The sequence below is a fragment of the Vibrio sp. Vb1166 genome (assembly GCF_033338695.1).
Lineage (GTDB): Bacteria > Pseudomonadota > Gammaproteobacteria > Enterobacterales > Vibrionaceae > Vibrio > Vibrio alginolyticus.
Genome location: NZ_JAWOTE010000008.1, coordinates 41979 through 65179, shown reverse-complemented (window position 1 = coordinate 65179; position 23201 = coordinate 41979). Strand labels below are relative to the sequence as shown.

At 45.7% G+C, this 23201-nt stretch carries 24 protein-coding genes and 1 tRNA gene; 7 read left to right on the top strand and 18 right to left on the bottom strand.

Annotated features, from left to right (window positions below; genetic code table 11):
• Positions 1 to 128: 128 nt before the first annotated feature.
• Positions 129 to 1328 (top strand): NupC/NupG family nucleoside CNT transporter, encoded by a 1200-nt coding sequence (locus R7E51_RS10680; RefSeq protein ID WP_005382298.1) that lies wholly within the window; start codon positions 129 to 131, stop codon positions 1326 to 1328.
• Between the two features lie 67 nt (positions 1329 to 1395).
• Here R7E51_RS10680 and folD read toward each other — a convergent pair whose 3' ends face one another.
• Positions 1396 to 2256 (bottom strand): bifunctional methylenetetrahydrofolate dehydrogenase/methenyltetrahydrofolate cyclohydrolase FolD, encoded by an 861-nt coding sequence (gene folD / locus R7E51_RS10675; RefSeq protein WP_005382297.1) that lies wholly within the window; start codon positions 2254 to 2256, stop codon positions 1396 to 1398.
• A 203-nt stretch (positions 2257 to 2459) separates the two neighbouring features.
• On the opposite strand from folD, the gene R7E51_RS10670 reads away from it, so the two are divergent.
• Positions 2460 to 2536, top strand: a tRNA-Arg gene (locus R7E51_RS10670).
• 185 nt (positions 2537 to 2721) lie between these two features.
• Here R7E51_RS10670 and R7E51_RS10665 read toward each other — a convergent pair.
• The 17 genes from R7E51_RS10665 to R7E51_RS10585 are packed head-to-tail and all read right to left on the bottom strand — an operon-like array spanning position 2722 to position 17936.
• Positions 2722 to 3945 (bottom strand): beta-ketoacyl-ACP synthase, encoded by a 1224-nt coding sequence (locus R7E51_RS10665; RefSeq protein ID WP_005382295.1) that lies wholly within the window; start codon positions 3943 to 3945, stop codon positions 2722 to 2724.
• The gene (fabG, locus tag R7E51_RS10660; protein ID WP_017819939.1) at positions 3942 to 4667 is read right to left on the bottom strand and encodes a 3-oxoacyl-ACP reductase FabG; all 726 of its coding nucleotides are present in this window, start codon (positions 4665 to 4667) and stop codon (positions 3942 to 3944) included. Before fabG ends, R7E51_RS10665 begins: the two co-directional genes overlap by 4 nt.
• Positions 4664 to 5128 carry a hotdog family protein gene (locus tag R7E51_RS10655; RefSeq protein WP_017634799.1) on the bottom strand — a complete coding sequence of 155 codons (465 nt, stop codon included), beginning with the start codon at positions 5126 to 5128 and terminating at the stop codon, positions 4664 to 4666. The genes fabG and R7E51_RS10655 overlap by 4 nt, the downstream gene beginning before the upstream one ends.
• Positions 5121 to 6308 carry a beta-ketoacyl-[acyl-carrier-protein] synthase family protein gene (locus R7E51_RS10650; RefSeq protein ID WP_017819938.1) on the bottom strand — a complete coding sequence of 396 codons (1188 nt, stop codon included), beginning with the start codon at positions 6306 to 6308 and terminating at the stop codon, positions 5121 to 5123. Before R7E51_RS10650 ends, R7E51_RS10655 begins: the two co-directional genes overlap by 8 nt.
• Before the next feature lie 20 nt (positions 6309 to 6328).
• Positions 6329 to 6940 carry a DUF3261 domain-containing protein gene (locus R7E51_RS10645; RefSeq protein ID WP_017819937.1) on the bottom strand — a complete coding sequence of 204 codons (612 nt, stop codon included), beginning with the start codon at positions 6938 to 6940 and terminating at the stop codon, positions 6329 to 6331.
• Positions 6937 to 9279, bottom strand: a complete 2343-nt coding sequence (locus R7E51_RS10640) for an MMPL family transporter (RefSeq protein ID WP_206958167.1) — start codon at positions 9277 to 9279, stop codon at positions 6937 to 6939. Before R7E51_RS10640 ends, R7E51_RS10645 begins: the two co-directional genes overlap by 4 nt.
• Positions 9251 to 9871, bottom strand: coding sequence for a LolA family protein (locus R7E51_RS10635; RefSeq protein ID WP_025517803.1), 621 nt, complete (start codon positions 9869 to 9871; stop codon positions 9251 to 9253). The genes R7E51_RS10640 and R7E51_RS10635 overlap by 29 nt, the downstream gene beginning before the upstream one ends.
• The gene (locus tag R7E51_RS10630; RefSeq protein ID WP_025526424.1) at positions 9871 to 10317 is read right to left on the bottom strand and encodes an acyl-CoA thioesterase; all 447 of its coding nucleotides are present in this window, start codon (positions 10315 to 10317) and stop codon (positions 9871 to 9873) included. The genes R7E51_RS10635 and R7E51_RS10630 overlap by 1 nt, the downstream gene beginning before the upstream one ends.
• On the bottom strand, positions 10317 to 11870 hold the full coding sequence (locus tag R7E51_RS10625; protein ID WP_017819934.1) for an HAL/PAL/TAL family ammonia-lyase: 1554 nt from the start codon (positions 11868 to 11870) through the stop codon (positions 10317 to 10319). The genes R7E51_RS10630 and R7E51_RS10625 overlap by 1 nt, the downstream gene beginning before the upstream one ends.
• Entirely contained in the window at positions 11854 to 13560 is a 1707-nt protein-coding gene (locus R7E51_RS10620) for a glycosyltransferase family 2 protein (RefSeq protein WP_053303279.1), read from the bottom strand. Before R7E51_RS10620 ends, R7E51_RS10625 begins: the two co-directional genes overlap by 17 nt.
• The gene (locus R7E51_RS10615) at positions 13553 to 13921 is read right to left on the bottom strand and encodes an ApeI family dehydratase (protein ID WP_021449611.1); all 369 of its coding nucleotides are present in this window, start codon (positions 13919 to 13921) and stop codon (positions 13553 to 13555) included. Before R7E51_RS10615 ends, R7E51_RS10620 begins: the two co-directional genes overlap by 8 nt.
• Before the next feature lie 10 nt (positions 13922 to 13931).
• Positions 13932 to 15332, bottom strand: a complete 1401-nt coding sequence (locus R7E51_RS10610) for an AMP-binding protein (protein WP_206958165.1) — start codon at positions 15330 to 15332, stop codon at positions 13932 to 13934.
• 4 nt (positions 15333 to 15336) lie between these two features.
• Entirely contained in the window at positions 15337 to 15897 is a 561-nt protein-coding gene (locus tag R7E51_RS10605; RefSeq protein WP_132936505.1) for a hypothetical protein, read from the bottom strand.
• Complete coding sequence (locus tag R7E51_RS10600) at positions 15897 to 16154, bottom strand: acyl carrier protein (RefSeq protein WP_005382279.1); 258 nt, start codon at positions 16152 to 16154, stop codon at positions 15897 to 15899. The genes R7E51_RS10605 and R7E51_RS10600 overlap by 1 nt, the downstream gene beginning before the upstream one ends.
• A gap of 15 nt (positions 16155 to 16169) precedes the next feature.
• The gene (locus tag R7E51_RS10595; protein WP_005382278.1) at positions 16170 to 16430 is read right to left on the bottom strand and encodes a phosphopantetheine-binding protein; all 261 of its coding nucleotides are present in this window, start codon (positions 16428 to 16430) and stop codon (positions 16170 to 16172) included.
• A gap of 13 nt (positions 16431 to 16443) precedes the next feature.
• Complete coding sequence (locus R7E51_RS10590) at positions 16444 to 17211, bottom strand: lysophospholipid acyltransferase family protein (protein ID WP_005388305.1); 768 nt, start codon at positions 17209 to 17211, stop codon at positions 16444 to 16446.
• A complete protein-coding gene (locus R7E51_RS10585) occupies positions 17208 to 17936 on the bottom strand; it encodes a beta-ketoacyl synthase chain length factor (RefSeq protein WP_017819930.1) in 729 nt (242 codons plus the stop codon). Before R7E51_RS10585 ends, R7E51_RS10590 begins: the two co-directional genes overlap by 4 nt.
• A gap of 76 nt (positions 17937 to 18012) precedes the next feature.
• Here R7E51_RS10585 and R7E51_RS10580 point away from each other — a divergent pair, with 76 nt between their 5' ends.
• The 5 genes from R7E51_RS10580 to R7E51_RS10560 all read left to right on the top strand — a co-directional run bounded on the left by R7E51_RS10580 (position 18013) and on the right by R7E51_RS10560 (position 23017).
• Positions 18013 to 18411 (top strand): hypothetical protein, encoded by a 399-nt coding sequence (locus tag R7E51_RS10580; RefSeq protein ID WP_005382272.1) that lies wholly within the window; start codon positions 18013 to 18015, stop codon positions 18409 to 18411.
• Positions 18412 to 18438: 27 nt separating this feature from the next.
• A complete protein-coding gene (locus tag R7E51_RS10575) occupies positions 18439 to 19506 on the top strand; it encodes a class I SAM-dependent methyltransferase (RefSeq protein ID WP_017634791.1) in 1068 nt (355 codons plus the stop codon).
• Between the two features lie 7 nt (positions 19507 to 19513).
• Positions 19514 to 20758 (top strand): NAD(P)/FAD-dependent oxidoreductase, encoded by a 1245-nt coding sequence (locus R7E51_RS10570; protein ID WP_064376288.1) that lies wholly within the window; start codon positions 19514 to 19516, stop codon positions 20756 to 20758.
• A 210-nt stretch (positions 20759 to 20968) separates the two neighbouring features.
• Positions 20969 to 21709: a transglycosylase SLT domain-containing protein gene (locus R7E51_RS10565; protein ID WP_081008346.1), complete on the top strand. Its 741-nt coding sequence runs from the start codon at positions 20969 to 20971 to the stop codon at positions 21707 to 21709.
• A 99-nt stretch (positions 21710 to 21808) separates the two neighbouring features.
• The gene (locus R7E51_RS10560; protein ID WP_005382264.1) at positions 21809 to 23017 is read left to right on the top strand and encodes a DEAD/DEAH box helicase; all 1209 of its coding nucleotides are present in this window, start codon (positions 21809 to 21811) and stop codon (positions 23015 to 23017) included.
• Positions 23018 to 23201: the final 184 nt, after the last annotated feature.

Sequence of the window (23201 nt, the reverse complement as noted above, 5' to 3'; positions counted from 1 at the left end):
TGGTTATTTTGTTGGTCAGTTATTGGTCGCTTAAACTTTTCACACTGTTAACATCCTCAACTTGCAGCATTTTGAGTCCGCTATACAATCCGGTGCCTTCTATATCCCCCTTCTGTCGGATTCATTTTATGAACTCAATTATTGGTATCGTAGCCATACTATTCCTAGCATGGCTACTTTCTACAAATAGAAAAAATATAAAGCTGAGAACGGTGTCGTTTGCGTTTGCTTTGCAGGTACTGTTTGCGTTGTTGGTTTTATATGTACCAGCAGGACGAGATGCGCTGAATTCAGTGAGCAGTGTTGTGTCGAATTTGATCAACTATGGTCAAGAGGGCATTGCGTTTTTATTCGGTAATTTGGCGACAGGGGGCTTCACCTTTGCGATCAATGTTCTGGGTATCATCGTTTTCTTCTCCTCTCTTATCTCAGGTCTTTATCACATTGGTGTGATGCCAAAAATCATTAACTTTATCGGTGGTGGTATTCAAAAGCTGCTGGGTATCGGTCGTGCTGAGTCTTTGTCTGCTACGGCGAATATCTTTGTTGGCACCATTGAAGCACCATTAATGGTAAAGCCTTACCTAAAACACATGACTGACTCGCAGTTCTTTGCAGTTATGACAGGTGGTTTAGCGTCAGTTGCTGGCGGAACGTTGGTTGGTTACGCATCACTGGGTGTCGACCTCAACTATCTTATTGCTGCTGCATTTATGTCGGCACCTGCCGGCTTGTTGATGGCAAAAATTTTAATGCCAGAAGATACGGATAAAGCAGCAGATATCGACATTAGCCAAGTTGAAATTCCACGTGCAACCAACGTAGTAGAAGCATTAGCCGATGGTGCCATGGCGGGTGTACGCATTGCTGTATCGGTCGGTGGTACGTTACTGGCGTTTATTAGTGTCATTGCAATGCTAAACGGCATGTTAGGCTGGATAGGTGATCTGATTGGGACACCATTAAGTTTTGAGCTCATCCTAGGTTTTGTGTTTGCGCCAGTCGCTTGGTTGTTGGGTATACCATGGCAAGAAGCAACCACAGCAGGCTCGCTGATTGGTAACAAGATTGTGGTGAATGAGTTCGTCGCTTTCATCCAGCTTGCAGAAGTGAAGTCTCAACTTAGTGAACACTCACAAGCAATCGTGACGTTTGCTTTGTGTGGCTTTGCAAATATCTCAAGCATGGCGATGCTGATTGGTGGGTTGGGCTCTTTGGTACCAGAAAAGCGTGCATTTGTTTCTAAGCATGGTTTCCGTGCGATTATCGCTGGTGTCATGGCGAACTTAATGAGCGCTTCTATTGCGGGCGTGATTTTAAGTCTGTAATTGAAATAGATATCAACAATTAGCAAAAAGGCTCCTTGCGGAGCCTTTTTCGTATCTGAAATTTACGTTATTTGTCTGTGTGGAACTGTTCGCAAGCGAGCATCGTGTTCTCAATTAAACTTGCGACGGTCATTGGGCCAACGCCACCAGGAACAGGAGTAATAAAGCTCGCACTTTCACGTGCTTTGTCGTATTCCACGTCGCCAACTAGTTTGCCTGAATCAAGACGGTTAATACCGACATCGACCACCACTGCGCCTTTTTTAATCCACTCACCAGGGATGAAGTTAGGTTTACCAACCGCAACCACGACAACGTCAGCTTGACGCACATGACTCTCTAGGTCTTTGGTAAAACGGTGACATGTTGTTGTTGTGCAGCCCGCAAGCAGCAGCTCAAGTGTCATTGGACGACCAACAATGTTTGATGCGCCAACCACAACCGCATGCTTACCACGTAGCTCAATGTTGTAACGGTCGAGTAGGGTAATGATGCCCTTTGGCGTGCAAGAGCGAAGCTTTGGAATACGTTGCGCAAGACGGCCAACGTTATAAGGGTGGAAGCCATCCACGTCCTTCTCTGGGTGAATGCGCTCTAAAACATGTGTTGTGTCTATGCCCGCAGGAAGGGGTAATTGCACTAGAATGCCGTCAATTTCATCATCATTGTTTAATTCATCAATCAGCGCTAGTAACTCTTCTTCTGAGCTAGACGCAGGAAGGTCAAAAGACTTAGAAACAAACCCAACTTCTTCACATGCGCGGCGTTTGCTACCAACATAAACCTGAGAAGCAGGATCTTCACCAACTAGAACCACTGCTAAACCAGGAGCACGTAGCCCAGCTTCAACACGTGCTTTAACACGTGCAGCCACTTCGGATCGAACAGTTTGGGAAATGAGAGTTCCGTCTATATTTTGAGCAGTCATGACTTTCCTTATAAATTAAGAAGGCAGATTATCTACGGCGCATTGTCGCAGAATTTCTTATTAACATCCATACGCAAACGTTTGCTTTGTGGTGTTTTTGAACATTAAGCGTTTTAATGGACTTTTTTTAGGCATTCAGATCAGAATGTTATGAAAACCCGTTGATTTACCCGTTTGAACTCGTATAATCCTGTCCCTGTAGCGCGCCCTTAGCTCAGCTGGATAGAGCACGTCCCTTCTAAGGATGTGGTCATTGGTTCGAATCCAATAGGGCGTGCCATTTATTCAAAAGCCTCGATAACTCTTTGAGTTGTCGGGGCTTTGTCGTTTTTAGGTTTTTGGCTGTAATTGCCACTCTATCTACAACTTTTGAATGGCATTCTAGCCATTGCAATTTCTAGCAATCTGGATAGCCACCAACAAAAAAGCGCTGGTTAACCAGCGCTTTTGCATTTACTAAGGGCATTACATCTTTTTAAAGATGATGGAGGTGTTGATGCCGCCAAAGGCGAAGTTGTTACTCATCAAATATTTCACGTCCAGCTCTCGGCCTTGTCCGGCGATGTAGTCTAAATCACCACATTGCTCGTCGAGGTTTTTTAGGTTGAGCGTTGGGTTGAACCAGCCTGTGTGCATCATTTCTAAACCTAGCCACGCTTCAATCGCGCCACAGGCGCCTAGTGTGTGGCCAAAGTAGCTCTTGAGTGAACTGATTGGCACTTTGCCCAGAGCATTCGCTGTTGCGTTGCTTTCCGCAATATCGCCGCGGTCGGTGGCAGTGCCGTGAGCAGATACATAGTCGATCTTCTCAGCAGGAATGCCCGCGTTTTGCAAAGCCATTTCCATACAGATTTGCATGGTTTCCATCTGTGGTTGAGTGACGTGTGCGGCATCACAGTTGCTGGCAAAACCGATGATTTCTGCATAGATTTTCGCGCCACGAGCGACGGCGTGTTCGTACTCTTCCAGAACTAGCGTTCCCGCACCTTCACCAATCACCAAACCATCGCGATCGGAGTCATAAGGTCTTGGTGTGCTTTTCGGGTCTTCATTCTTCAGACTGGTGGCAAAAAGGGTATCGAAGACCGCGGATTCCGTTGGGCACAATTCTTCAGCGCCACCAGCAACCATGACCGTTTGGTAGCCGTGCTTGATCGCTTCGTAGGCGTAGCCGATTGCTTGGCTGCCAGAGGTACATGCACTGCTGGTTGGGATCACTCGGCCTTTCAAACCGAAAAATAGACCAACGTTCACTGCCGTGGTATGCGGCATCATTTGCACGTAAGTCGTTGCGGTGATCGCTTTGGTGGTTTTCTCATTCAGCATGACACCAAATGCACCGATTGCATCAGTACTGCCTGTTGATGAGCCGTATGCGATACCCGTTTGACCATTGGTGAGTACGTCGTTACCAATCAAACCTGCTTGGCTTAGTGCGTTTTCTGTTGCGACGGTCGCCAATTTGGAAACACGCCCCATGCCGCGTACTTGCTTGCGCTTGTAGTGCTTTGGCAGTTCAAAATCTAAAATTGGTGCCGCGAGCTTGGTGTTCAAACCATCATACTGTTCGTAAGAAGGCATGTATTGCGTCGCGTTCTGGCAGTCACGCAGTTTTGGTTCGACAGATTGCCAATCGTTACCAAACGCAGTCACGCCTGACATTCCGGTTACAACAACTCGACGGCTCATACTAGGCCTCCGTTTACCGAAATGACTTGGCGAGTTACATAGCCTGCGATGTCAGACATAAGGTAACTGACTAAACCAGCAACTTCTTCTGGCTCTCCCATGCGGCGCAAAGGAATTTGTGGCATCGCATGTTCTTTCACGTGTTCGTCTACCATGCCTGTGTCGATAAGTCCTGGAGCAACGCAGTTGACGGTGATTTTGCGTTTTGCCAGTTCAAGCGCGAGTGATTTTGTTGCACCAATTACGCCCGCTTTCGCTGCGCTGTAGTTAGTTTGACCACGATTCCCCATTAGGCCAGAGACTGATGCAAGCGTAACAATTCGGCCGCCTTTGCGCTTTTGCACCATTGGCATAACACAAGGGTGAAGAACGTTGTAGAAGCTGTCTAAGTTGGTATGAATCACACCATCCCATTCTTCTTCGGTCATCGCAGGGAAAGCGGTATCTTTTGTGATGCCAGCGTTGTTCACGACGCCATAGTAAGCGCCGTGTTCGGCGATATCGGCTTCTAGCTTCTCACGACAATCTGCACGATCACTGATGTCGAATTGGATAAGACGACAGCTACCACCATGTTGTTCGATGGTGTCTAGGGTATTTTGTGCGCCTTGTTGATCGCCCATGTAATGGACGATGATTTGGAAACCATCTTTGGCTAATTGAACGGCAATGGCTTTACCGATGCCTTTGCTGGCACCTGTAACGAGGACTTGTCGGGTCATTGTTGACTCCTGATTTTCATTTCTTGTAATTTTTCTTCTGATGGAACGTAAACGTTCAATTGGCAAGTCGCTACAACAGTTCCTTGTAGCTCAATACGGGCTGAAAAAACCGCCATACCGTTATCTTCCATAACTTTTTCAGCATACACATCGAGCACCTGTCCGCGAGAAAACGTATCGCATTCAGACGTGTATCGACGGCTACCAAGCAAAAAGCCAATCGGTGGCGCTTGTTCTTTCATTAATGCGTGGTAACCAGACCACGCCGCGACAGATTGCGCCATAAACTCAATGCCAACGTAAGCTGGCACAGTTTGAGAGGCCGAGTCGAAGAACGGATTGTGTTCTGCGATATCAACCTGGCAGTGAATCGTATCTTGTTGAACATCCAAGGCACGATCGACCAAAATCATTGGTTTGTCGTGTGGCAAAAGTTGTTCGATGGGAGGAAGTTTAGTCATGAGCGTAACCAAAAATAAGACTAATATTATTGCCACCAAAAGCAAAAGAGTTGCTGAGAATCGCTTTGTTACCCAGTTTGGTTGGCGTCTCAACTAACGATATATGGATATCGTCTGCTTTGGTTTCGCAGTGTTGTATTGGCAAATCAAGGTTGTACTTGAGAATATGCCAAGCGATCGCGGCTTCCGTTGCACTTGCAGCGCCTAATGTGTGTCCGGTAAGTGGCTTTGTAGAGCTCACAGGGACGGAGTCACCAAAGCAGCGGTGAATGGCTTTGCTTTCCATCGCATCGTTTAACGGCGTTGCTGTGCCATGCGCGTTGATGTAACCAATGTCTTGTGCTGTTAGTCCTGCATTGGCCAACGCTTTCTTCATCGCTTCTTCTGCGCCTAACCCTTCTGGATGTGGTGCGGAAATGTGGTGCGCGTCTGAGCTATCGCCAGCTCCGAGAAGAGCAACGGGCGCGGGTGTTTTGCTTAGCAACATTAATGCTGCGGCTTCGCCGATATTGATGCCGTTACGATGTTGGTCAAACGGTTTACAAAGAGTATCGGATAGGGCTTCTAAACCGTTAAAGCCGTTTAGTGTGAGGCGACAAATGGTATCCACGCCACCCACAATGACGGCATCAACAATGCCCGAGCGAATCAGGCGTTGCGCGGTTAAAAAGACACGACCACTAGAAGAACAGGCGGTTGAAACTGAGTAATGTGGGCCGCTCAAATCAAAGTAGGCGGCAATAAAATCGCTGCAGTTGCCAAGCTCTTGTTTGGTGTAATGGTAATCGGCAGGAAACTCGCCGTTTGCCAGCTTATCTCCAAACGCGATTTCGCCATCTGAAATGCCAGATGTGCTGGTGCCGATCACGACCGCGATACGGTCACGACCATATTTAGCAATGGCGTCACGCACGTCGCCTTCGATTTGCTGCAAAGCCGAAAGTGCGAGGCGGTTGTTTCTCGTATCAAACTGGCTGAGTGCGGGTGGTAATTGCGGTAACGCCTGTGCGATTCGACCGATTACTGTTTGGCGGCCTGAATTTAAAATATCTTGGTCAACCACCATGTTGGATGGCTTCGCTCCTGATAAACACTGGTGGATGAGCGCATCATCTTGTCCCATGGCAGAGTGAAAGCCACAGGCCTGAATATACAAAGGTTGAGAAGAGCGAATAGGCATATTGTTATTCTAAATTGTTCTTAATTAATCTGATGTTGCAGTGTTTGAATAGAAATTGAAAACTGATGTTTGAGGTGGTGAAAATCAATCTTACCCTCTAATTTGTTAGAAGAACTGTATTGAATCTCAATGATCTTTTCACCGTCGCTATCAAAGATGGCGCGAGAATTATTTTTATCAATCATTTGCCACCTTACCTCATTTAACGATCCTTCCCAAGCGGAACTCGGCCAGAGCGTGATCATCAGGTTAAATAATACCTGTTCTGGCTGCGGTAGCGTACCTTGCAAACCGTTGAGTACTTCGGTTTGGATTTGTTCTCCATCGTAAGACAACGAGAGCACTCGCGTCCCCCAAGATGAGAAGCCTGCCAGTACCACTTCGTTGCTAGTCACTTGCAGTTGCACCGGAAGTTGCTCAGATGTGGGTTTGTCGTCAATTACCCAAGAGGCCGTAATCAATTGGCTGGCCGTCAACTGATAGCCCAAGCTGGCTGGAGTCGGTAAGTTAACTTGGGTGTTCTCAGCAATATCGACTTGAGGTGTCGATTGGTGAGGTACCAAGCTGCATGCACTTAAAAACAGACTCAGTACGATTAACGTCGCGCAGCGAAAAGCATGGTTAAAAATCATGACGTCGTTCCCTCTGTTTTAATCGCAATCGGAGAGAGCAGCCAAGCAACAAAAATACCACTTAACACCGTAATGCCGAAACTGTGAATCGCGTGAGTTTGGCTTAGTGACAGCAACCCAAATGACAGCAGAGTGGTTATTGCCGAAAGGGTGATCGCCAATAGTGTGCTCACGCTGCGCGCTTTCTCGGCAAAGAAAAGAGTGTAATCGATCCCGATACCAAGAATGAGTACTAAGCCAAGCAAGTTGAACAGGTTTAATGTTGTTCCCATCGCGACAGCAGTTGCCAGACCGCACGCGCAAGCAATCAATGATGGCAGTAAAACTCGCCAACTGTGTTGCAGACCGTACCGCTTGATTAACACCAGAAAGATCACAGTACTGGCGGCTGCCAATAGCTCCATGATTTTGATTCGGTATTCACCAAATAGGGCGGAAATTTCTTCTGCTTTGTTTAGGTAGACAACGTCAGGCTGCGATTTGGCAAAAGACTTAACAACGGCGGAGTCTTGCAATTGGTTTAACACCACTACCGTTGCCGATTTTCCTTTAATTTTACCCAAATGGAGAAAACGCACAGGCGCTGATACTGGGTTTTGCAAGTACTGATCAACCGTGACAGGGATAAAGTCGGCGTCCATTTTCGGCTTTTTATTTAAGCCCAGTCCGGATGCAAGTGGGCTGGATTGTGTTGCGTAAAGATCGCGAATCAATTGATAGTCTTGTTGCTGACGTTCCACAGAGCTCAAGTAGCGGCTCAGACTCTGGTAGCTTTCGATGGTGCTGTCCGCTTTCCACGCTTCTAATGTTGGCGTCAAAGACTCCAGTTTTTTCATTAGGTTTTCGTCATCGTCGGCGGTAACGACCAACATTTGCTGCGAAGATTGCATGCCACTGAGCGTCGTAATCAAGGTTTCTTGCTGCTTGAGATCTTTCGGCATCGTTTGCAGCAGACGAATGTCGTCATCGTAGTTCAATTGCAGCAAGAAAAAGCCACTCGCAACCACACATAACATCGGTAATCCGACTTTAATTCGAGGTTGATTCCAAAGCGTTAACCATTTCGCCAACAGTGATTGTCCCGGTAAATTCGAAATGGAGCGCGATGGGTTACGAGCCAGTATCGGATACCAAGCCACCACGGTGATGTAAGCGGCAATCAGACCAATGGATGAAAACAGCGCAAGCTGCTGCAAACCAGGAAACGGTGCCACTAACATGCCCAAATAGCCGATCAAACTGGTGATTAAGCCAAGTGTGATCGCTATGAAAATATGCTTTAACCCTTGCTCGCTATCCCATTCATTTCCCGCCGCAAGGCGTTCGGTTAGGTAGTGGAATGCGTAGTCGATAGACACGCCGATTAAACTTGCGCCAAACACTAAGCTGAACAGATGGACTTTTCCAAAAATCCACGTCGTAACGGACAACGCAACGAGCAAACCAATGGTGATGGAAAGCAGTGCGAGAGACAGTGGCATCACACTACGAAAGACCAACACGAACAATGCAATGATACCGAGCAGAGAGAACACACCGATGGTACTGATCTCCGATTTGGCACTTTGCGTACCAAAGTCGGCGTAAAATAGAACGCCTGTATGTGAGACTTCAGCGCCATATTTCTGCGCGACGCTTTGTTCTAGCGCTTGAATATCAGGGACTGCAAGCTGCCCAGTTAGGCTATAAGGCGAGTCTTTTAGTTCGGCAGTAATAAGCAAGTATTGAGCATCGTCTTTTTCGACGGACAGATAGCCGTTATCCAATCGGAAAGAGGACGATTGCTGGGTAACTTGGCTTAAATAATCACGAAATAGCAAGAAAGGATCATTTTGTAACTCTTGCCCAGTCACCCCAGAAAACGGGTTGTACAGAGACTGAATCACATGCTGCACTTGCTGTTCTGGATTTTGGCTTAAACGCTCTCGTTGTTCAGGCGTCAGCAATTGGAAGCGGTGCTTAAAGTAGTAACTCGCCCAAGCTTGCTGTTCTTGAGGTGAGATTTTTCCTACCACATCGCGAAAATGATTACTTTGGCGTAACCCCTTATCAAATTCAGCGGCCGCTGCAAAAAGGGCATTTTTGTCCGGCGCTGTGATCACGAAAATGACTTTGTCGCTCATACTTGCCGAGACCGACTCAAAGGCTTGCTCAGCCACCGGGTTTTGTTGGTTCTTCGGCAGCAGTTTTAAAATGTTGGTCTCAATCGGAGATTCTGCACTCCAAACCCATTGTTTGAGTAGCAACGCGCCCGCTAAAACAACGAGATTGAGCCAAACCAGAGCAAAGGTATGAGTGCCGAGACTGAGTTTAGAAACGGAATTGAGCGTCTTCGGCATCCGTGAGTTCCTGAGGTAGAGAGGTCTGGTTTGTAAACGTGATTTCGGTCTTATCGCCACGCAGCTCTTGTAGGGTTAGGCGATCAATGTGCGTTTTACCGGAAAGAGTGATGGATTGAAACACCGCATTTAATGGCGACTGTTTTGGCACTAAAACGAGCTGCCATTGATTGTTCTCAACTGAAAAATCGAGTGTGAATTGTTCTTGCAGTGCAGAAGTATCCCCGTGGAACACGGATAAAAACACATGACTAAAGTAGAACGCCATTGGGTTTTCTTGTGCAGAGATCGTTTTCGGTGCTTGGTCGGCAAAAGTTTGACGAAGTTTGTTTTCCGTCAATACCAAATTGACTGCGAAAGGTTCTGTTTGTTGCCACAACAAGCCATGTGTTTTGCTCAGTGTGAACTGACCTTTAGAGGTTAAAGGTTGACTAAACATTTCCAGATGACGCTGCTGCGTAAAATCTCCGCGTACGATTTCATGCTGAGACAACTGCTGTTGAAGCGATGCCAAATCCGTTACGTTTGCGGTCGGTGTGGCCAGTGCTGGAACAGAAAATATCAACAAAAAAGAGAGTAACCACTTTTGCATTAGTTCAGGCTCCCATGGTTGTGCCATTGCTCTACTTTATCTAAAAAGACTGCTGGAGACACAAAGCACATCTCTTGCTTTTCAATGGATACGGCGACTTGCGTTGTATGCGCTTTGCACATACGTTGATTCGTTTCGGCGTCGTAAATCACGTAATCCACACGCAAGCGGTTTTCCCACTCAGTGAGTTGCGCGGTAATACGAATGGTGTGATTAAACGGAATCGCCTTGACGTATTTAACGCGCGTGTCGATGATCGGCCACATGTACCCAGAGTCTTGCATATCGCGATAGCTGTATTGGAGCTTCTCCATCAGCACACGACGCGCTTCTTCAAAATACCGAAAGAAGTTGCCGTGATATATCACGCCCATCGGGTCAGCATCTTGGAATGAGGTGACCATTGTCACCTCCGCTTCTAATGGGTAGAGAACCTGCTCTTGCATTATACCTCCGCGTAGAGTGGCCAATGACGTTGCTGAATGCGTTCAATGAAATGACGCAAATCTTGTTCCAATGGGCGATCTTCAATCACAAATTCAAACTCGCTCAGTACGGCGTCACGAATTACTCGCAAACTCTGACTCATGTGGTGTTCGTCCAATTCGTTATGACGGCGACGAATCTCAACCGCTTGAACGCTTGCTAGGAGTGAAGCCGCAGCAACTTGCTCTGTTAACTCAAGTACGCGTAAGCAATCACGAGCCGCAATGGTGCCCATGCTCACTTTGTCTTGGTTGTGACATTCGGTTGAGCGAGAAAAAACGCTCGCTGGCATGGTGTTTTTCAACGCTTCTGCCGTCCAAGCTGAGATACCAATCTGAACCGCTTTAAAGCCGTGGTTGATCGGTTTACGCTCGCCTTCTGCACCGGTTAAGTTAAACGGCAGGCCGTTATTGAACTTGTAATCCATCAGTTGCGCCATCTGACGGTCCAGCAAATCAGCTAAGTTGGCAATGTTCACTTTCAACGTATCCATCGCCATTGCGATATGACCACCGTAGAAGTGACCGCCGTGCAGAACGCGCTCGTTGTCGCCATCGATAATTGGATTGTCGTTGGCACTATTTAGTTCATTCTCAATCAATTGACGTAGCCAAGGCAGTGAGTCTTGCACCATGCCAATTACGTGTGGCGCACAACGCAGCGAGTAACGATCTTGCAGTCGGTCGCTATTGCGTGGCGGACGTTCAGCATTGAGATCATCACGCAGCCAAGCTGCAACTTGCTGTTGACCAGGGTGAGGTTTTACCGCAAACAACGCTTCATCAAAGTGGAAATCGTTACCTTGCATACCTACAGAGACCATTGCGGTAATCTTGGTGCAAAGCTGCGCTAGGTATTCTGCACGTTTGTAGGCAAGACAGGCGAGGGCCGTCATCACGGATGTACCGTTCATTAACGCCAAACCTTCTTTTGGTTTTAGGCGAATTGGCTCAATGCCCAGCTCTGCGAACACTTCTTGTGTTGGTCGCACATCGCCTTTGTAAAGCACTTCACGCTCGCCAATCAAGGTCGCCGCTAGGTAAGAAAGAGGCGTTAAATCGCCGCTTGCGCCCACCGAGCCTTCTTGTGGAATACGCGGCGCAATGTCGTGGTTGATAAGCGTAACGATTTGGGTCAACAGATCGTGAGACACGCCAGATACGCCCTGCGACAATGAACATAAACGTGTTGCCAACACCGCACGAGCTTGCTCATGAGAAAGGATTTGACCTAAGCCACAGCCATGGAAGCGCGTAAGGTGCAACGGAAGTTCATCCACAAGAGCGGGTGGAATCGCCACTGTACATGAATCGCCGTAACCCGTGGTCACGCCGTAAATAACGCCTTCTTCCTTCAGTAATCGTTCCAGAAACGCCACGCCACGATCGATTTTCGCGGTAAATTCTGGCGAGGTGTTCATGCTTGCCTTTGCACCTTGAGCAATGGCAACGACATCTTCGATGGTTAAAGATTGGGCACCAAAAGTGATGTTGTGATTATTGTTGTTTGTCATGTGGCTGATTACTTAAAGTCCAGAAGTTAAAAAAGTTGTACCACTGTAACGGCGCTTGCAGTGTGTGGTGTTCTAATCTGTGTGCGTACTGTTGAACAACGCGTTCTAGTGCCTGCTGACGCTCCTTGCGCGGTAGCGTGATTTGGTCACTAAAGTGTTCAAAGTACACATTAAAATGCGGAGTGTTCGCTTCATCGTCGCGTAGGCCGAAGAGTAGATAGACCGGCGCTTTTAATACCGAGGCTAGCATGAATGGGCCTTGCGGGAATGGGGCAGGTTTACCAAGAAAATCTGCCCAAACGACACGATTTTCTTTGCTGGTGGAAGTGCGATCGCCAACGATCACCACCCATTCGCCTTGCTCGATTTTTTGTTGAAGCAAAATCGCGGTGTCTGGTCCCATTGAGCTGACTTGAATCAGATTCAGTTCCGAATTTGGGTTTACCGCCTTCATTACCGCATTAAATTGTTCAGCGTGTTGGGTAAATACCAAGGCATTGATTTTGACATGAGAGTGTCGACGACCAAGCGCACGGCAGAGTTCGATATTGCCAAGGTGCGAGCCTAAAATGAGCACGCCTTGTTTTTTCTGCGCCATCTCTTCGAAATGATGCTGGCCGTGAATGGTTAGGTTATCGACGTTAAAGTCACCTTGCCATGCTGCCAGTTTGTCGAGCATGGTACGCCCAAAGGAAAGCAGATGATGATAGCTGTCCAACTGCTTTGGCAGTGCGATGTTTTGCTGCGCTGCGTAGTGCTGTAAGTTGTTCAGGTAAACCTCAGACGCTTCACGGGCAGATTTACCCGTGAAGTGGTAGTAGCGCATGACTAGCTTTAAAATCAGGTCGAACGCTTTTCTACCGAACAAGCGGTAAACCGCGAGCAAGGTTTTGATGCCTAAAATCGTGCCTTGTTCTTTTCGTTTCGACCAGTGGGCATTGCTGTCGTCTGTGTGACTGTGCTTTCTGGCGAGTAGCGAAGGAATGCGCGGCAACATGCCAAAAAATAGGCGAGTGTGCATCCAGCTTATCTTGACGTTATCCCACAATGCGTCGAAGTGGGAAATGCCACCTTCAGGGTAGATCACGCGCGTTGGAACAAAATCAATATCGACGCCTTCCCAGTACATTCGCACCAGAATTTCGATATCAAAATCCATGCGTTTGCCGATGCTGTACTTGTTCAACACGGCGACCGTTTTCGCCACTGGGTAGGCGCGAAAACCGCACATGCTGTCTTTGATAGATAGTGACAAGGTTTCTATCCACACCCACACGTGCGTAGCGTAGCGACCATACAAACGGGATTTAGGTACGCTCTCGTCGTATATCGGTTGGCCCGAAATCAGGTTATCTGGTTTTGTTTCGCTGGCGCTGAGCAATTTCGGCAATGCTTCTAGGTCGTGTTGACCGTCTGCGTCGATTTGAATGGCGTGCGTAAAACCAAGTTGGTGAGCTTGATGTAGGCCTGCCATCACAGCGCCACCTTTGCCTTGGTTTTCTCTCAAACTAATCAGTTTTATCAGTCCTTGCTTGCTCAAAGCAGAAAGCGCTTGTTTGGTGTCTTCATTGCTGCCGTCGTCAACGGCCAGCACTGGCAAAGCGAAAGAGGATAACGACGCAACCACGTCTGCAATTGTGCTGCCGTGGTTGTAGCAAGGAATTAAAAAGCAGGGGCGATAATCACTCACGTGACTCACCCAGTTTCATTTTGCCTGAAGAGTGAGTCACCAAGGTTTCACCGTTTTTCGATGTGTACTTAAAGGTCAATTTCTCGCGCTCATTGTCCCAAGAGAGTGAGAGACAAACGTCGGCGTTTGGCAGAATCGGCTCTTGAAATTTGATGACTTCCATTCCTTTAAATACCTTGGGAGTGTTCAAATATTGAACGGCGTAGAACAACGCCCAGTCAATTTGAGTGACGCCGGGTAAAAGAGGAAAGTGACTGAAATGACCTTGGAAATCTAAGATGTCAGCATCCACACGCAGCGAAAGCTCCGCGGTGTGGTCACTCACTTCAATATTCTGAATGGTTGGTTTTCTTTTATCCATGTTACTAGCTTTATTGGAATAGTTTTTCAATTTCAGCAACTTGGCGTTTGCCTTGGCTGTTCAATGGAATTTCGTCGACCACTCGGAATTTTCTCGGGATAGCGATCGGTTCTAACCAATTGCGCAGTGCCTTGCGAAGTTCAAGCCAAAACTTGCCTTTACCAAGTTCATCAAGCACATCACCGCCTTTATCGTTAAGTACGATGATTGAGACTAACGTGAGGCGACCAGATTCTTCCATTGGGATCACCACGCTTTCTTGAACCCACGGCAATTGCTCTAAACGTTTTTCCACTTCGACAAGGGAAATACGCTTTTCTTCGACTTTGACGATTCGGTCAGTGCGTCCACGCAATTCAAAAGAAATACTATCATGGAAATAGCATTCATCCGCAGTTTGGTACCAAGTGTTTTCATCAATGTGTGGCGAGCGGAGCTTTAAACAATTTTCATGGTTAAGCTCGGCTTCAACACCAGGGAATAACGTCCAGGGAGTACTGGCTTCGTGCTGCTGACGGTAAGCAATGCCGCCGGTTTCTGTGCTGCCAAAAACTTCAATAGGAAGTGACCCAAACAACTGCTGGCTGTGCTGCGCCGCTTGGTTTGGCAAGGGGCCACCAGAAGAAAATACACACCGAATCGCAACCGGATCGTGCTCTTCACTGAGTCGTTTAAGTAACGCAGGGCTACTTACTAGCGTGGTGTCAGCATCGGCGTGATGGACAATTTGCTCTGGGAACTCTAGGTTGTGTGCTGAAAATGGACGTGCAGAGCACAAAGGCCACAATACGCGGAACAGCAAGCCGTAAATGTGTTGATGAGAAACGGTGCTTTCAACGCGTGTGTTGGCAACTGTGTCGCCCCATAGGTTATCTAGAATAGAAACTTCGATATCGAGCTGTTTAAGCGTTTTTGCAATGGCTTTTGGTGTGCCGCTTGAACCCGAAGTGAATAGCGCTACCGGTATTTCCGCTAGGTTTAATTCTCGCCAAAAATAAGGTTGTTTGGCCTCTGGCTCGTTAATCACGGTGGTTTCTAGCAATGATTGAGCTTCGATCAAAAGCGAGCTCACCAGTTCTGGAACCGAGACATCGGCATCATGCAGCAACAAATCGTAGTGCTCACTGAGCTCTTTGAGTGCTTCTGGTTGGTAATTACCAGGTAATACCATGGATTTTCCTGCATAACAACAAGCAAAAAAGCCAACGGCAAACAGGTAGCTGTTGCCAAAACACAACGCAATGTTTTGCGTTGGTTGGGTTTCTAACTGCTGAGCAAGTGTTGCGACGTGCTGCTGGAAATCACCCCACGTGATAACCGTGTCGCGCTCGTAAGAGACTGGGGATTGCTCAGACCTCTCTGCGATGAACAAGGTCGCTAGGGAGGTAAAGCTCGAATACGTTGTATTCATACGATTAGTGTTCCTTTCGAACAAATTGACGCACGATCCATTCTCCAGCGAACAAGCCACCAGCAAGTAAGTAGCTGATGAGGCCGTTATAAAGCGTCCATATTTTTACTGGTAGGAAACAGGTATAGAGTGCAACAGCAGCGTTGAGCGTAAAAAAGGCGCACCAAACCATCGTCACTTTGCGAGTGTAAGTCACGCCACTAGCCGGAAGGTCGGGTTCTTGCAAGCGAGCAAGCCTCTCTATGATCGATTGCGGCTGTTTTAAGCTCAGTCCAAATACACACAGCATACATACATTGACAACGACAGGGTAAAACTGAAGCCACCCATGTTGTTTAAACACCATGCCAAGCGTAATTAGGACAATGCCAACAGCGCCCGTAACGAGCGCCAAGAACTTAAACTCTTTTAGTGGGGTCTTATTTGCGACGAAAACACGCAAAAGTAACGCAGCAATTAACAAGCCCCCAACTAAGTTCAAGCCAAATTTATCTATACCGAAATAGACGGCGAAGGGGTAGGCAAACAGTACAATTGCAGACAGACCAGTCAGCAATTGGCGCATTAACTTTCCTTCAATAACTCAGTAACAGCGTTAACCACATCGTCGACGGTTCTTACTGCACTAAACTCTGCTGGCTTGATTTTTTTGCCAGTGACATTCTGTAGGTGTACGACCAAATCAACGGCGTCAATGCTATCAAGATCGAGATCTTGGTATAAGTGCGCATCTGATTGAATGTCGGCTGCGTCAATTTCGAACAGCTCAACAAGCGCATCTTTAACTTGTTCAAATACTTGATCTTTATTTACATCAGTCATGAATATACCTACAACTTATTCATTAGTTTGAGAAGAAACGTATTTCGCTAGATTTGCTACAGACGCAAAGTGTTCGCGCGTATTTGAGTCGTCGGCATCAATAACGATGTTGTATTGTTTTTTTATTGCGAGTCCAAGCTCAAGCGCGTCGATAGAATCTAAGCCAAGTCCATCACCAAAAAGTGGTGCATCCGTTTCAATATCATCTACGGTTAAATCTTCAAGGTTTAAAGCATCAATAATAAGTTGCTTAATGTCGTTGTGTAACTGTTCCACTGGGACCTGCTTATTAATAAAAGTTTTCTGGAAAAATGTTTTCAGCTAGGTGCTGTTGTAAGCGTCGCGCCGCTATTGTCGGCGACGTAGTTTGCTTTATAAAGGGGGTAATCTCAACTTTATCCTTAACTTCAACCCTGAAAAAGGGCTTTGTTGCCGGTACTTGATACCATTTTTTCTCTTTTGTGAGGAAACTTGGCGTTACCGTAATATGGACAACTCTTAAATCTCGTTCTGTTCTTACCGCAATTTGTGCTGCACCGCGTTGTAATTTCGGCTCTACACCTGGTGTTGTTCTTGTTCCTTCAGGAAATATAAGCAACACGTTGCCTTTGTTAAATCGTTCATCACAAAGTGCTAATAAATCATCCGGTGCTTCATTGGGAATATATCCGGCTGCTTTTACGATGTGCTTCATAAAAGGATTCGACCATATTGCCGATTTTACTAAACAGTCGCAGCGATTTAATTGTGAAGCAATGAGAACGTAATCGATTAAACTAGGGTGATTGGCAACAATTAAACAATTACGATCTTGTTGAAGAATATCGGCACCAATAATTTGATAATCGATTGCGCCACTCAACTTCATCAATTTACAAAATGTGTTGAATGAATATCGAATCGCACCTTGAACTTTATATTCGCGTTCCGTTTGGTCTGAAACAAAAATACGAATGGTCGGAATAACAATGAAACTCAGTACTAAACCACCTAACCCAAATACTGAAAAACAAAAGCCTGTTGCTAGCACACGCCAATACTGATTTAAGCGAGTCATTTTTTGTGCCATTCCCAAGCTTGTTGCGGAGCGAAAATAGTCCACTGGCTTTTATCTAACAAGTATTGTTGCAAAAATACTAAACCTTGAGGAAGAGGATGACCGGAACGTTCTGCGTTTATGGAGCTTTGTATCGCGAACTTGTCTCCATGAGAAAGTATTAAGCCAAGTCCAAACCCTTGGTATTGTTGGTTTTCATATTCTAAATAAGAGTCAGGCATAGGCTCATCAAAATCAACAAGCAGTACTTTTTTGTCAGGATTGTCGGACAAAAACAGCCATGCTTCTAATATTGCGCTTTGGAATGTGTTTTCTGCCGCAGCGATAGAAGTTAGGGGAATGGGTTGTTTAGTTGCGATAGTGGCAAGCCCTGCGGCGGTATTGTGCACCGATTGAGAAAAAGCCATCGGAGACGCCTCTTCTCCATTAATTATATCTTCAACTAGTGCGACGCTGCGATGCAGTTCACCATGACGGCTTGAAAATACAAGGTAATCAACTTGATGTTGATTAAGCATTTCGATTGCAGTTTGTACCGCCAGTTTACTGAGTGGGCTCATTCTTCTGCGCATCATCGCAGGAATATTTGCAACATTGATTTTGCCATCTTCTGGCCATTTTATCTCTGTTGCCCATTGTTTCCATTCATTGGATTCGGATAAACCGAATGAATTCGCTGTCCACGCATCAATATTGAACGAAATGTTGATCTTCGAGTTTGGCATATTGGGTTAAATTGTTTATTTTACAGCTCGATACAAATTGGGGTTGACCCAAATTCACAATAAAAAGGAAATTATCATGTCGCGTTTTAAGCTGTATGTCTCGTTATTATTAACTTTGCTTCTTGTTGGTTGTGGACGAGTACAACCTGTAATGAATGTGGAGGATACTCCAGTTGCTTATGATCTTCAAAATAAACAAGTAAAAATGGCCATAGTGCAATCAGCAACTAACCGAGGCTGGACGATCGAAGAAGTAAGCCCTGGTGTTCTTATTGCAAAAATCCACGTTCGTAAACACTCTGCAGAAGTAAAAATCCCATACAATAATAAATATTACTCAATTATTTATCTCAACTCAGTAAATCTCAAAGCAAGTGATGGCAAAATCCACCGCAATTACAATCGTTGGGTAAACAACTTGAATGTTGATATTCAGCGAGCTATTGCATTGTTGGGCAATCAATCTCAACAATAAAACTATTAATTGCAGTTAGGTTTTTCCGTGTTAAATCAAAATAATGACCCTTTTAATGCTTTTGAAGCGAAGACAGAAGCTCAGAAGTTATCTTTTGCACCAATCGTGTTCCAGACCGCCAAAACGCTTCGAGATTTAGGTATTTTAGCCGCTTTAGACAGCGCTGGCGCTCAAGGCATGAGTGCCACAGATATTGCCGAGAAAACGGGAGTATCAGAATATGGTGTTAAAGTACTGTTGGATATGGCGATTAGTGCGCATATTGTTTTATGGGAACGACCTAACTATTCGCTTGCAAACCTTGGTTTTTACCTTCTTCATGATGGTATGACGAATGCAAACATGGATTTTACGGCAGATGTTTGTTACGCCGCGATGATGCATTTGACGGAAGCAATTCAAGAAGGTAAACCGTCAGGTTTGAAAGAGTTGGGCAATTGGGAGACCATTTATCAAGGTCTATCGACGTTACCAGAACAAGCCAAACAGAGCTGGTTTAAGTTCGATCATTTCTATTCGGATCGCTCGTTCCCACTTCTGCTTAAAGAGGTATTTGCAAGGAAGCCAAAGCATCTTGTGGATATTGGCGGAAATACGGGAAAATGGGCGATTCAGTGTTGTAAACATGACCCTGACGTTCAAGTGACGATTGTTGATTTACCGCAGCAATTAGAAGTAGCGATGAAGAATGTTTCAGAAAACCAGTTCGTCGAGCGTGTACGTCCATACCCTGCAAACATGCTTGATAAAGCACAAACATTGCCTGAGCATGCTGACGTATGGTGGATGAGCCAGTTCTTGGATTGCTTTTCCCCAATTGAGATCCTCAATATCCTTAAAAAAGTTAAAGCCCAGTTAACGAAGGGAGATACTATTTACGTATTGGAGCTGTTTTGGGATGCTCAAAAATACGCGGGAGCTTCCTATAGCCTTAATGCCACTTCTCTTTATTTTACCTGTTTAGCTAACGGTAATAGTCGCTTTTATCGCAGTGATGATTTCTTAGAAATTGTCGAAGCGGCAGGTTTATCTGTCGTTGAAAGAACCGACAATATTGGCCTTGGTCATACCTTATTAAAACTACAAGCAAACTAAATTCAGAATGAAAACAGAGCTCAAGCAAGTTGTTGTCGTAGGAGCGGGGCCATCAGGTTCAACCGTTTCTGCGTTATTAAAATCGCGTGGCATAGATGTTGTTGTCTTAGAAAAAGCGACTTTTCCACGTTTTTCCATAGGAGAAAGCCTACTCCCTGCATGTATGGAAGTTGTTGAACAAGCAGGAATGACTCATGCAGTAAAGCAGTTTGGTTTCCAGTATAAAGATGGTGCTGCATTTCGTCGTAATGGCGTATACACCCAGTTCGACTTTACAAACAAATACACACCAGGACCGGGCACGACGTTTCAGGTTCAACGTGCCAACTTTGATAAAGTATTGGCAGATAGCGCTGAAGAGCAAGGCGTAGAGATTCGTTATCAGCATGAGCTGCTCAACCTAGTGTTTGAAGGGAAAAAGTCTCGATTAGAAGTGCTCGACTCAAATAAGAAGGCTTATCAAATCGAAGCAGATTTTGTGCTGGATGCAAGTGGCTTTGGGCGTGTTTTACCACGCTTGTTGGAGCTAGAAGAACCTTCTTGTCTTCCGCCTAGAAAAGCGATCTTTACCCATATCGAAGATCATATCTCTCCCCAAGAGCCGGAATACGATCGCAACAAAATTTTAATTTCAGTTCATCCTGAAAATCACGACGTATGGTACTGGCTAATCCCATTCTCTAATGGTACCTGTTCGTTTGGTGTGGTGGGTGAGCCAGAATTTTTCGAAAAATACCCAGAAGATAAGATTGCAGCGTTGCAGCAGTTAGCCAATGAAGAGCCGGGTTTGGCTGCTTTATTGCGAAACGCGAATTACCCGAATCCAGCAGGCGAGTTGGGTGGCTATTCTGCTAACGTCAAACGTTTAGCGACAGAGCACTACGCGTTGCTTGGTAATGCTGGTGAGTTTCTTGATCCTGTATTTTCATCGGGTGTCACTATCGCCATGAAATCGGCAGAGTTTGCAGCGGACTGCTTGGTTCGTCAGCTGAATGGTGAAAAGGTTGATTGGCAAGAAGAGTACTCGCAACGCTTAATGGTGGGAGTGAACACATTCCGCACTTATGTGGAAGGCTGGTACAACGGCACGTTGCAAGATGTGATTTTCTATCAAAACCCGAACCCACGTATTAAACAGATGATTAGTGCGATTTTGGCTGGATATGCTTGGGATACGAATAATCCTTACGTTAAACAAAGTGAGCAGCGTTTGTCGACGCTTGCAGAACTGGTTCGGGAAGCTGAACTGTAAGAATATACATTCGCTTATCCGAGAATCAGTAAACTTAGGTCTTACCAAAAAATTGGTAAGACCTTTTTAATGCCTCTTTACTTTTACTTCTAGCGTGTTGGAGACACATTGACCACTTACATTGGTGTGTATCGAATTTGAGAATTTTTATGGTGACATTGATCACATCCAGGATTCCTGTTGCTGATATTTATATTAAATTTGTAGGAAATGGATTACATTCTGGGAGTGTTCCCTACATCCGGCTTCGTTGTGAAAACGGTTTATAAGCAACTGTATAAGTTAGTAAAGTTCCAAAAACTACATCAAAAAAAAGACAAGTTTCTTACCAAATCAATTCGCTTGGTGAGTTCGAGCCATCGACTACGCCAAACGCTTCCTCTACTTTCTAAAATTGTTGAAGAACATGACGCATCAACGGTCTCTTCGATTGCAGATCCCGAGAACGCGGTCGCGTGGGGAGGTAAAGTTTCTCCAGAGTTCAAATCTAAAGTCATTCGTATTAGTAAAGAGCTAAAGATCAATCCTAATCATCTTATGGCGTGCATGGCATTTGAAACTGCTGAAACTTTCAGTCCAAGCATCAAAAATGGTTCCGGAAGCGGGGCTACAGGGTTAATTCAATTTATGCCCTCTACCGCAGAGTCATTAGGAGTGAACACAAAGACTCTTGCGAGAATGAGCGCGCTTGAACAACTTGACTATGTGAAAGCGTACTATTGGCCCTATCGAAATAAAATTAATAGCTTAGAAGATGCTTACATGGCCATTCTCTACCCTGCTGCGATTGGTAAACCGCCGTCTTTCGTTTTGTTCAGACAAGGCTCAATTGCCTATCGACAGAATGCAGGTATCGATCGCCACAACACGGGGAAAATCACGCTTAATGATGTTTCCTACAAAGTGAGGAAAAAATTAGAAAAAGGTTTGCAGCCCAATTTCATGGGCTAAGATTGTGTCATGTTCCTAGTTTTTCGCGCATGAATCCTTCTGTTACTTCACGGGGATTCTGATACACTACGCGCCCATTTCCTCTGTTGAGACCTTTCTATGCCATTTTCTAAGCTTGGTTTAAGCGCATCGATTGCTGATGCAGTAAAAGCGCTAGGTTATGAAAAACCCACTTCTATCCAACAAAAAGCCATTCCAATCGTATTGCGTGGCCGCAATTTAATTGCAGCAGCGCAAACGGGCACAGGTAAAACGGCCAGTTTTGTTCTGCCAATCTTAGAAAAGCTTAGTCGAGGCGAAACGCAACGTAAAAAACGCGCTCGTGCGATTATCCTAACGCCAACACGCGAACTTGCGCTTCAGGTTCATCAAAGTATTGAAGCTTATGGTAAAAACTTACCATTACGCTCAATGGCGATGTTTGGTGGTGTGGATTATGCACCACAAAAACAAGCCTTGATCGAGGGGGTCGATATTGTGGTAAGCACGCCTGGGCGCTTGATTGATCTGTACGGTCAACGCGCGATTCACTTTGATGAAGTGGAAATGCTAGTGCTTGATGAAGCCGACAAAATGTTGGATATGGGATTCATCGATGCGATCGACAAAATCGTCGACTGTATGCCAGAACATGTGCAAAGTTTGCTGTTCTCAGCGACGTTATCTAACCCTGTTCGTGACTTGGCGAAAAATGCGATTATTGATCCTGAAGAGATCACGATTGCAAAGCACAGTGCCTCAAAATCAAATATTAAACAGTGGATCACGACCGTCGATAAAGACATGAAGTCGTCGCTGTTAAGTCACTTGCTTAAAGAAAATGACTGGTCGCAAGTACTGGTATTTATTGAAACTAAACACGGCGCAGCCAAACTGGTAAGCCAACTTGAGAAACGTGGCATTGTGGCAGAAGCATTCCACAGTGGCCGTAATCAGCGTGTTCGCCAGGAATTAATAGAAAAGTTTAAAGCGGGTGAAATCCAGTACTTAGTCGCAACCGGCGTTGCTGCGCGCGGTATTGATATTGATAATCTGCCAGTTGTCATCAACTACGATTTACCTTACCCAGCGGATGAGTATGTACATCGTATTGGTCGTACAGGTCGTGCTGGCGCGAAAGGTGAGGCGATATCACTGGTTTCAAAAGACGACTTTAAGAACCTCTGCATGATTGAAAGTCGTTTAGGGCACTTGCTAGAGCGAGTGGAAATTGAAGGTTTTGCGCCAAGAAAGCCAGTACCAATTTCAATTTTAAATTACGTGCCTAAGAATAAACGTAAACCGCACGATAAGCGCGAATCAAAATAGCCAGTTTATCCCATGATCTAAAAGCCGCATTCTTGCGGCTTTTTGCGTTTTAAGGCATCCAATTATGTAGCCATCGCGACGGTTTCTATTCGGTAATGAGGAAAAAAGTTAATCAGTGTCATACGCTTAACACGTAAAGTGAATCAAGGTGCGTTAAGCTTTTGTCAATTATCTGTCCGCAGGT